Below are 10786 nucleotides of genomic sequence, written 5' to 3'. Positions count from 1 at the left end.
CCCTGTCGGGTGCGTACCGGCGTCAGGCGCCCTTGAGCTCCTCGGCCACCAGCTCCGCGATCTGCACGGCGTTCAGCGCCGCGCCCTTGCGGAGGTTGTCGTTGGACAGGAACAGCGCGAGGCCGTTCTCGACCGTCTCGTCGACCCGGATGCGTCCCACGAAGGACGCGTCCTTGCCGGCCGCCTGGAGCGGGGTGGGGATCTCGGAGAGCTCCACGCCCTCGGCGTCCTTCAGCAGCTCATAGGCGCGCTCCACGCCGATCGGGCGCTCGAAGCGGGCGTTGACCTGGAGGGAGTGGCCGGAGAACACCGGGACGCGCACACACGTGCCGGAGACCTTCAGCTCCGGGATCTCCAGGATCTTGCGGGACTCGTTGCGGAGCTTCTGCTCCTCGTCCGTCTCGAAGGAGCCGTCGTCGACGATCGAGCCCGCCAGCGGCAGCACGTTGAAGGCGATCGGGCGCTGGTAGACGCCCGGCTCGGGGTACGACACGGCCTCGCCGTCGTGGGTAAGCTCGGCGGCCTGGCCGGCGACGGCCTTGACCTGGCCGTCCAGCTCCGCGACGCCCGCCAGCCCCGAGCCGGAGACGGCCTGGTAGGTGGTGGCGACCAGGGCGGTCAGGCCCGCCTCCTGGTGCAGCGGCTTCAGCACCGGCATCGCGGCCATGGTGGTGCAGTTCGGGTTGGCGATGATCCCCTTGGGGCGGTCCTTGATCGCGTGGGGGTTCACCTCGGAGACGACCAGCGGCACCTCGGGGTCCCGGCGCCAGGCGGAGGAGTTGTCGATCACCACGGCACCCTGCGAGGCGACCTTCTCGGCGAGCGCTCTGGAGGTGGCGCCACCGGCGGAGAAGAGCACGATGTCCAGGCCGGTGTAGTCGGCCGTGGAGGCGTCCTCGACGGTCACCCCGTCCAGCACCGTGCCCGCCGACCGGGCGGAGGCGAACAGCCGAAGCTCGTCGGCCGGGAACTTCCGCTCGGCAAGGATCTTGCGCATGACCGTGCCGACCTGACCGGTGGCTCCGACGATTCCGACCTTCACGGGGACTCCTCCGTACGTGCTTGCGGGCCTGGCGGCCTGGGTGCCGCACCCATCATGCGTATCACCAGGACGGGCTTGTCCAATTCATTGTCCGGGACGTGAGAAGCAGCACGCACGGCGACGGAAAGGGCGGGCGCCCGGTCCGGACGCCCGCCCTCACTCACCGTATGTCCGGTGTCACGGAGTGACCTTCTCGATCACCACGCTGCCGCTGCCCGCGACCGTGCCGCGTGCCGTCAGCAGCGACACCTCGCCGAAGAACCGCCGGCCCTCGGGGGCCGCGCCGCTCACCAGCACCTCCGCCGAGACCTGCGCGGACGCGCCGCTCGCCAGGGTGACCGGCTTCGACTCGTCGACCTTCAGCGTGCCGAGCGCGGACGAGAAGTACACGTCCTTGTAGTCGTACGTGGTCGTCCCGGCCGGTACCGCGTATCCGTCCACGACGATCGTGTACGTCCCCGGGGCGGGCTTGACCAGCGAGACGGACTCCTCCGAGTCGCCGTCCGCCGACTGGCCGACGACCTTGCCGTCCTTCAGGACGGTCAGGTCGAGGTCGGCGCCCTTGTCGGAGGTGTTGCCGATCACGACGTCCAGGCGCTCCACGCCCTCGCCGACCGTCACCGTGCTGGTCTGCGACGCGTGGTTCCCGATCGTCGGCGTGGCGACCTTCGCGGAGCCGAGCGAGCCGCCCTTCAGCCTGCCGTCGATCGCCGCGAAGGTGTTGGTGACCTTCCAGCCGACCGCGGCCGGCGTGCCGACCCTGGCCTCCGGGACCGTCTGCACGGCCGGGTCGAAGGTGGCGCCCAGCAGGGACACGTCCAGCGTGTAGGGGTTGTCCAGGTCCGGCGACGTGCGGCGCGCCTCGACCTCGATCTCCCAGACGCCCGGCGTCGGGTCGGCGAACGAGCGCACGTCCGGACGGCAGTCGTTGGCCGGGTTGTAGTGCGGGTAGCAGAGGTTCGACGCGGTGCTCCCCACCGGCACCCCGTACGGGTGGATGGCGAGGAACCGGGTCTGGCTCTTCTCCTTCAGCCCGCCGATCGCGACCTCCAGCGCCTTGGCGCCCTGGGGCACGGTCACGAAGTAGGACATGTGGCTGTTGCGCTGCACACTGCCCCGCGCGGAGAAGGAGTACGAGGGCTTCGCCAGGTCGTGCGCGACGACCACGGTGGCGAGGATCTGCCTGTCGACTCCCTCGGTGTCCTCGTCGTCCGCCTCCAGAATGGCGCTGTGCACGCCCGCGGAGCCGGCCCTGGCCTGCACCTTGACGGTGACCGGCTTGTTCAGCGGCAGGTCCACCTCGTCGTCGCCGAGGATGCGGAAGGTGCCGTCGTTGTACTTCAGGTCCAGCTCGTGCTCGATCGGCCGGTCGGGGCCGGTCGTGCGCGTGATGGTGACGTCGTACACCTTCTTCTGGTTGACCTTGAGGCCGCCCTCACGGTCGTAGATGCCGGTGCCCGGCTTGCTCAGGTGCTGCTCCAGCGCGGTGTCGACGGGGGCGGCGACCTTGTAGTCGTGCGCGGTCGCGCCGTCCTCGACCGACTCCCAGGCGTCGAGGACGTCGATCAGGCCGGAGCCCTGCTCGTGCGCCGCGACACCGGAGATGCGGTTGGCGGTGCTGGTCAGCGCGGTGCGCAGGCTCAGCGGCGACAGGTCGATCTTCTTCTGCCTGGCGGCCGAGATCAGCAGCGCGCTCGCGCCCGCCGCCTGCGGCGAGGACATCGAGGTGCCGTTGAGCATCCCGTACCCGGCGGGCAGCCGGTAGCTGGTCTCGGGGACACCGGCGCCGGCCATCCACATCGGGATGGTGTTGACCGCAGAGCCGGGCGCGGAGATCGTCGGGGTGAAGCCGCCGTCCTCGCGCGGGCCGCGCGAGGAGAAGGGGAACATGGCGTACTTCTTCTCGACGGCGGAGTTGTAGTTGGCCGCCCAGGTCTCCCTGGAGATGGCCGCGCCGACCGAGACGACCTTGTCGGCCAGGCCGGGGTCGCCGATGGTGTTGAGGCCGGGGCCGGAGTTGCCGGCCGAGATGACCAGCTGGACGCTGTAGGTGTCGATGAGCCGGCCGTACAGCTCGGCACGGGCGTTGTCGCCGGAGTTCAGCGCCGGCAGGCCACCGATGGACATGTTGACGATGTCCACGCCGCGGTTGATGACCAGGTCGGCCATGCCCTCGGTCAGGGCGGTGTTGGTGCAGCCGCCGGACCAGGTGCAGGCGCGCGAGGAGACGAGCTTCGCGCCGGGCGCGGCGCCGTTCATCTTCCCGCCGAACAGCCCGTGCGCGGCGGTGATGCCGGCGACGTGCGAGCCGTGGTCGGACTCGACGACGCCGATGTTGACGTAGTCGGCCTTGTCCCCGGCGGCGTTGTACTCGACGTCCTTGCGGATCTCGACCACGAACGGGATGCGCTCGGCGATCTCGGTCGCCGGGTCGTCCGTACCGAAGTGGCCGATCTGGAAGCCGTCCTTGTACGGCTTCATCGCCACGTCGTCGGTGAAGTCGGCGTTGTCGTTCAGGTCGACCCGGACGGTGCCGGCGGCGGCGTCGTACAGCACGCCCCACGCGTCGGTGGTGTCGCCGTCCCGGTTGAGGTCACCGGCCATGTCGCCGCCGCGCGTGACGGCCTCGGCGAACCGGCTGTAGGCGTGCGTGCCGGCCGGGGCGGCGAACGTGCGCCCGTCGGCGGTGAACGTGGGCCCCTCCACGGCCACGTTCATCCGCTGCCAGGTGCCGTCGCCGTCACCGACCGGGTCGGTGGCGGTCACCCAGTCGGTGATCTTGCGCTCGCCGGTGGTGGTCTTCTGCAGCGCCGGGTGGTCCAGGTCGACGCCGGAGTCCAGGATGCCGATGGTCACGCCCCGGCCGTCGGCCCTGGGGTACTTCTTCACGAAGTCGACCGCGCCCGTCTCGAAGGACGGGTTGTACGGGTTCTTCGCCGGGGTCCTGGCGTTCGGGCCCGGGTACGCGGTCGTCGCCCCCGTGGCGGTGGCGCCCCGTGCGGCGGACTGGCCCGCGTCGGGCGAGGGGTCGTCCAGCTTGATCTCGTACTGGAGGTCGATGCCCTTGACGGAGGACAGCTTCGCGGCCCGGTCAAGCGCGGACTCGGCCTTCCCGGTGGGCAGGGTGGCGCGGACGTAGCCGAGCTTGTCGTACGTCGTGCCGACCGTGGCGCCCGTGACGCCGTCCAGCTGCGCGGCGACCTGCTCGGTCTGGCCGGGCGCGGTGGCCACCATGACGGTGACGGTCTTCTTGCCCGTGGCCTCCGCCTCGGCGAGCCGTTCGGCGTCGGCCGAGCCGAGCTTGTCCGCGGTGGCGGACGAGCGGGCCGGCTTGGGCGGCGCGGGGTCCGCCGGGCCGGCGGCGAAGACCGGGGCGGTGCCGGCCGCGACGAGCGCGGCCACCAGGCCGGCCGCGGCGGCCACGCGGGCCGCCCGTCTGTGGCCGGGGGCCGGGCTCCCTGATATGGAGCCCTGGGATTCGAGGGTGGTCATCAGCATCCCTGTATGTGAAAGAGCGAGTCCGGAATTCGGAGCCGGATGACCGCTCACCCTTTCGTAAGTGACAGGGTTTTGTGGAGGGTTGCCGGAGGTCAGGATGCGGTCATGGCGTACATCCGCCACTGCGGGATGTACGCCATGAGGGACGAACCGGGCTCAAAACCCCGAATGTGGTTGAGCGTTCGACCTTTCAGGCCTCTTTCGTCCGTGCCGTCCGCGCGTAGTGCCTGGATGCCTTCGCCCGGTTGCCGCACACCGCCATGGAGCACCAGCGGCGTGTGCCGTTGCGTGAGGTGTCGAAGAAGTGCAGGACACACGCCTCGTGCGCGCAGGCCCTGATCCGGTCGGGCGCGGTGCGCAGCAGGTCCAGGTAGTCGCGGGCGGCCGTCCACGCGGGCCCCCAGGACGGGTCGGCGAACTCGGGTTCCTCACCCGGGCCTTGTGGCGTCAGCGTGGCGCGGATGCGGCCGTGGCCGAGCACGGTGTTCAGCCGGTCGGTGGCGGGCCGGTCGCCGGGTGAGTCGACGAGCGCGGCGAGGGCGTCGCGAGCGGCGAGGGTGTGCTCCAGGGTCGGCGCGTCGGCGGTGAAACGGTCCGCGAGGCCGGCGCTCGTCAGCCAGACGGCCAGGCCGTCGGTGCCGGTCAGCAGGTCCTGCCGGGCGCCGTCGTGGACCCAGCGGGTGTTGAGCAGGTCCAGGCTGACCGGCTCGCCGACGAGCGGGCGGGGGTCGGGGGCGGTCATTTCTGGTCGTCTCCTCGCGCATGCCTCGACCGAGCTAACCCCTCAAGCGTACGTGACCGGTTGACGGGCCTTGTTCTAACCCTTAAAGTCATGTTGAGAAGTTAGAACCCACCCGATGAGAGGGGTACGCCATGACGGCGACCACCAGCACGCCGCACTCCGGCCGCGTCGGCCACATCGGCCTGAACGTCACCGACCTCGAACGGTCCCTCGCCTTCTACGGCGACGTCCTCGGCTTCGACGTCCTGGGTGAGGGCAAGGAGGACGGCGAGCGGTACGCGTTCCTCGGCCGGGAAGGCCGGCTCGTGCTCACCCTCTGGCAGCAGGCCGACGGCGCCTACGCCCCCGCCCGCGCCGGACTCCACCACCTCGCCTTCGAGGCCGACACCATCGACCAGGTCCGGGCCGCCGAGGCCGGACTGAAGGCGCGCGGCGTCCACTTCGCGTACGACGGTGTCGTCGCCCACGGCGAGGGCGCGGCCTCCGGCGGGATCTTCTTCCACGACCCGGACGGCACCCGCCTGGAGATCTACGCACCGGCCGGTGCCGAGGACGTGGCCGCTCCCCATACGGCCGCGCCCACCTGCGGCTTCTTCTAAACCCGATACGGAGGTCCACCATGAACGGCCCCGTCGGCCCCTACCACCACGGCTCGCTCGCCGTGCAGGACCGCGTCGGTGTGCGCGAGCTCGCCGACCACGTCGGCCGCTCCATCGGCCCGGGCATCCGCCCGGTCGCCGCCGCCTTCCTGGAGCTCCAGCCCATGGTCGTGATCGGCGCGGCGGACGAGGACGGCCGGGTCTGGAGCTCCCTCCTGACCGGCCGCCCCGGCTTCGTACGGGCCACCGGGCCCGCTTCCGTGTCGGTGGCCGGCGGCGTGCCGGACGGGGACCCGCTGGCCGCCGCCCTCGCCCGCGGGTCCACCCCCGTCGGCACGATCGCCCTGGACCCGCGCACCCGGCGGCGGATGCGGCTGAACGGCACGGCCCGGCCCACCCGGCGCGGCCTGGCCATCGACGCCGAGCGGGTCTTCTCCAACTGCCCCAAATACCTCCAGAAGCGCGACCTGTACGCGCCCGCCCCCGGCTCCGCCCCCGTCGCCGTCAGGTACGGCGCACGGATGACCCCCGACCAGGCGGACCTGGTCCGCGCCGCCGACACCTTCTTCATCGCCACCCTCGCCCCGGGCCACGGCGCCGACGCCAGCCACCGCGGCGGCAACCCCGGCTTCGTGACCGTCACCTCGCCCACCGGGCTGAGCTGGCCCGACTACCCCGGCAACGCCATGTTCCTGACCCTGGGCAACCTGGAGACCGACGCCCGCGCCGGACTGCTCTTCCTCGACTGGGCCACCGGCACCACCCTCCAGCTCACCGGTACCGCCCGCACCCTGTTCGACGGCGGCGACCGCACCGTCCGCTTCACCGTCGACCGCGTCGTCGAGGCCGAGGGCGCCAGCCCGCTGCGCTGGTCCCCGCCCGCGTACTCACCGGCGAACCCGGGCCTGCCCCGCTGACCGTCGCACTGCCACCACGGCCATCACGGCCACCACGGCACCCGGAGGCCTCGCGGCCCGGACGGCGCTCGCCGGCGCCGAACGTCAACGGCGGCCGGGCGGGCGACACGCAAGCGGCCGTCGGGGCCGGGTTCCGCGTCCGGCCTACCTCGGCAGGACCACCACGTAGGCGGCCGGGGCGCGGTCCCCGGCCGCCATCAGGGCCGTACGCACCACGACGGCCTGCTGCTCCGGAGCGTCCCGGAGCTTGCGGGGCGTGAGGTGGACGACGGTGATGCCGAGCCGCTCCAGGTGCTCGCGCTTGCGGGTGTACTCCGACCACACGGTGGCGTCGTCCCGGCGCGGCGAACGGGTGTCGAGCTCCACGGCGACGGCGTGGTCGGGCCAGTACGCGTCCACACCACCCAGATGCGGCCCGCCCGGCAGCCGGAGGTCGACGTTCCACAGCGGTTCCGGCAGGTCCTGCGTGCGCACCATCTCGTACAACCGGTCCTCCGCCAGCGCCCGCCCCTCGGCGAGCAGCGAGTCGACGGCGTCCACGACGTGCGGCCGGGTCAGCAGCCGGAGCCGGTTCAACTCACGTACCACCGCGGCCGGTTCGCAGTGTCCGCCGCGTACCGCCTCCGTGAGCAGCCGCCGTACGGTGTGGGCGTCGTCGATCCGCGCGACGGCGTCCGCCAGCGCGCGGGCCACCGGGGCGACCGGTACGCCGGTGACCTCCAGCGGCTCCGGTGTCTCCTGCGCCCGCACGATCCGCACGTACCCGGTGGACCGCAGCCGCCGGGTCCGTGACACCAGGACGTCGATGCGGTCCAGCGACAGCAGCGGCGGCGCGGAGGCGAACCGGTACAGCGCGAGGGCGGCGAGCCCGGTGATCATCGCCTCCGGCGCCTGCCGCTGCCGGTCGGCGTACAGCAGGGCGGCGCGCAGCCGCTCCTCGCTGGTGGGCGGGCCGGGGTGCAGCAGGTACACACCCGGCAGGACCTGCTGCCAGGCCCCGCCCGGCCGGGACTGCGCACCGGCCTCGGCGGCGGAGACACCGTGCGCCCGCAACTGCGCGGCGGACAGCACGCGGCGACGGTCGGCGGCCAGGTGGGACAGGGGGCGGGGGGAGAGCGGGGTGTTCGTCATGCCCGGGGCGTTCCCGCCAACTGCCCTGCCGCTAACCGCTGTTACACACCCGTCGACAATCCGGGACAACCCCGTCCTAAAGTACGGGCGTTCGACTGCCGATCAGGGGCCCCGATCACGCCATTGACCTGCGCGGCGGCCCCCCGGCCGGACGGATGTACGTCCGGGGGACAAGCGCCCGGGCCCGCCCCGCCCGGCCGCACGCGCGCCCGGCGCCCGGGGCCCGCCGGCGCGGCCGCCCCGCCCCGGGCCCGCCGGGTGTCAGCCCGCCGACGCGTCGCGGGCCTGGGCGCGCAGAGCGCGGGCCAGGTCGTCGCGGGCCTCCAGGACCAGCCGCCGCAGCGCGGGTGCGGCCGACTCATGGGCGGCGAGCCACGCGTCGGTGGCCTCCAGGGTCGCCGGGTCGTCCTGGAGGGACGGGAAGAGGCCCCGCACCACGTCCATACCGATCTGGATGGACCGCTCCGCCCACACCCGCTCGATCACGGCGAAGTACTTCGGCGCGTACGGAGCGGTCAGCGCCCGCTGCGACGGCTGGGCGAAGCCCGCGATCACCGCCTCCACCAGCGCGTTCGACAGGGCGTCCGACTCGACGACCTGCGCCCACGCCTGCGCCTTGACCGTCTGGGAGGGACGGGACGCCAGGCAGCGCACCTGGTGGCGCTTGCCCGAGGCCGTGTCGTCGCGCGCCAGCTCCGCCGCGATCACCGCCTCGTCCGCCCGGCCGTGCGCGGTCAGCGGCTCCAGGAACGACCAGCGCAGCTCCTGGTCGACGTCCAGCCCGTCGATCTTCGCCGTGCCCTCCAGCAGACCTTCGAGGAGCTGGAAGTCCCTCTCCGAGGCGGCCACCGCCGCGAAGAAGCGCGCCCACGTCAACTGGTGCTCACTGCCCGGCTCCGCCGCCCGCAGCTCCCGCAGGGCCCCCTCGGCCAGCAGCCGGGCGCCCTCCTCGCGCCACTTCGGCGCCGCGTAGTGCACCAGCGCGGACCGCGTCCAGGCGTGCAGCATCTGCAGCACACCGATGTCCGACTCGCGCCCCGCGAAGGCCAGCACCAGGTGCACGAAGTCCCGCGCCGGCAGCACCGCGTCCCGGGTCAGGTTCCACAGCGCCGACCAGCACAGGGCACGGGCGAGCGGGTCCGTCAGGTCACCCAGGTGCTCCCGGAGCGTGGCGAGCGAGTCCTCGTCGAATCGGACCTTGCCGTACGTGAGGTCGTCGTCGTTGACGAGCACGAGGTCCGCCCGCTCGGCCCCCGCCAGTTCCGCCACCACGGTCCGCTCACCGGTGATGTCCACCTCGGCGCGGGCGTACCGCACCAGCTCCCCTCCGGGGGACAGCCGGTACAGGCCCACCGCCGCCCGGTGCGGCCGCAGCTCGCCGCCCTCCTGGAGGACAACCAGCTCCGAGATCCGGCCGTCCGCGCCGTATGTGACGACCGGCGTCAGGACGTTGACGCCCGACGTCTCCAGCCAGGAGCGGGACCAGGCCCTCATGTCGCGCCCGGAGGTCTCCTCCAGCACCGACAGCAGGTCGTCCAGGCGTGTGTTCCCGTACGCGTGCCGCTTGAAGTACCGGCGGGCGCCTTCCATGAACGCGTCCCGGCCCGCGTACGCCACCAGCTGCTTGAGCACCGCCGCGCCCTTGGCGTAGGTGATGCCGTCGAAGTTCAGCTTGGCGTCCTCGAGGTCACGGATGTCGGCCGTGACCGGGTGCGTCGACGGCAGCTGGTCCGCGCGGTAGGCCCAGGCCTTGCGGCTGTTGGCGAAGGTCACCCAGCTGTTGGTGAAGCGGGTGGCCTCGGCCAGCGAGAAGGAGCCCATGAAGTCCGCGAAGGACTCCTTCAGCCACAGGTCGTCCCACCACTTCATGGTGACCAGGTCGCCGAACCACATGTGGGCCATCTCGTGCAGGATGACGTTCGCCCGGCGTTCGTACGCCGCCTGCGTCACCTTGCCCCGGTAGATGTACTCCTCGCGGAAGGTCACGAGGCCCGGGTTCTCCATGGCGCCCAGGTTGTACTCGGGCACGAACGCCTGGTCGTACTTCCCGAAGGGGTACGGGTAGTCGAAGTTGTCGTGGAAGAAGTCCAGGCCCTGCTTGGTGACCAGGAAGACGTCCTCCGGGTCGAAGTGCCTCGCCAGGCTCCTGCGGCACATGGCGCCCAGCGGGATCTCCAGCTCGCCGCGCCGGTAGGTGTCCGTCACACAGTGGTACGGACCGGCCACGACACAGGTGATGTACGTCGAGATCGGCGCCGTCTCGGCGAATCGCCGGACCTCGCCGTCCCGGGACTCCTCCGCCCCGTTGCTCCACACCGACCAGCCCTCGGGAGCCGTCACCTCGAACCGGAACGGCGCCTTCAGGTCGGGCTGTTCGAAGTTGGCGAACACCCGCCGCGCGTCGGCCGGCTCGTACTGCGTGTAGAGGTAGACCTCGCCGTCCTCCGGGTCGACGAACCGGTGCAGACCCTCGCCGGTCCGGCTGTACGCGCACTGCGCGTCCACCACCAGCACGTTCTCGTCGGCCAGGCCGCCCAGCGCGATCCGGGAACCGTCGAAGACGGCCGCCGGGTCCAGCTCCCGCCCGTTGAGCGTCACGGCGTTCACCGACGGGGCGATCAGGTCCACGAACGTGGCGGAACCCCGCGCGACGCGGCGGAACCGGATCGTCGTCACCGAACGGAACGTACGCCGCTCCGACTCGCTCCCGCCGACGGCGGACCGCAGGTCGAGCGCGACCTCGTACCCGTCGACGGACAGCAGCTCCGCCCGCTGGCGGGCCTCGTCGCGGGACAGATTCTCACCGGGCACGGGCGGCACTCCTTCGTGGCTCGTTGGTACAGGAGTGATCCTGCCA

7 protein-coding genes are annotated in these 10786 nt (G+C 72.1%); 2 read left to right on the top strand and 5 right to left on the bottom strand.

The features are described from left to right. Window positions 1-22: 22 nt before the first annotated feature. The 3 genes from ABD347_RS02645 to ABD347_RS02635 all read right to left on the bottom strand — a co-directional run bounded on the left by ABD347_RS02645 (window position 23) and on the right by ABD347_RS02635 (window position 5282). Window positions 23-1042, bottom strand: a complete 1020-nt coding sequence (locus tag ABD347_RS02645; RefSeq protein WP_344355870.1) for an aspartate-semialdehyde dehydrogenase — start codon at window positions 1040-1042, stop codon at window positions 23-25. Between the two features lie 177 nt (window positions 1043-1219). After that, a complete protein-coding gene (locus ABD347_RS02640) occupies window positions 1220-4534 on the bottom strand; it encodes a S8 family serine peptidase (protein WP_425575555.1) in 3315 nt (1104 codons plus the stop codon). Between the two features lie 196 nt (window positions 4535-4730). Further along, window positions 4731-5282, bottom strand: coding sequence for a CGNR zinc finger domain-containing protein (locus tag ABD347_RS02635; protein ID WP_344355868.1), 552 nt, complete (start codon window positions 5280-5282; stop codon window positions 4731-4733). Between the two features lie 131 nt (window positions 5283-5413). Here ABD347_RS02635 and ABD347_RS02630 point away from each other — a divergent pair, with 131 nt between their 5' ends. After that, a complete protein-coding gene (locus ABD347_RS02630) occupies window positions 5414-5881 on the top strand; it encodes a VOC family protein (protein ID WP_344355867.1) in 468 nt (155 codons plus the stop codon). A 20-nt stretch (window positions 5882-5901) separates the two neighbouring features. Then, entirely contained in the window at window positions 5902-6798 is an 897-nt protein-coding gene (locus tag ABD347_RS02625) for a pyridoxamine 5'-phosphate oxidase family protein (RefSeq protein ID WP_344355866.1), read from the top strand. Between the two features lie 144 nt (window positions 6799-6942). On the opposite strand, the gene ABD347_RS02620 is transcribed toward ABD347_RS02625, so the two are convergent. Both ABD347_RS02620 and pepN read right to left on the bottom strand, forming a co-directional pair. Continuing rightward, complete coding sequence (locus tag ABD347_RS02620; RefSeq protein ID WP_344355864.1) at window positions 6943-7929, bottom strand: hypothetical protein; 987 nt, start codon at window positions 7927-7929, stop codon at window positions 6943-6945. A gap of 261 nt (window positions 7930-8190) precedes the next feature. Next, window positions 8191-10740, bottom strand: coding sequence for an aminopeptidase N (pepN, locus tag ABD347_RS02615; protein WP_344355862.1), 2550 nt, complete (start codon window positions 10738-10740; stop codon window positions 8191-8193). Window positions 10741-10786 lie beyond the last annotated feature (46 nt).

Source organism: Streptomyces gobitricini (assembly GCF_039532985.1).
In the GTDB taxonomy this organism is placed as follows: Bacteria; Actinomycetota; Actinomycetes; order Streptomycetales; family Streptomycetaceae; genus Streptomyces; species Streptomyces gobitricini.
Note: the sequence above shows the minus strand (reverse complement) of the source record. Positions and strands in the feature narration are given on the sequence as shown.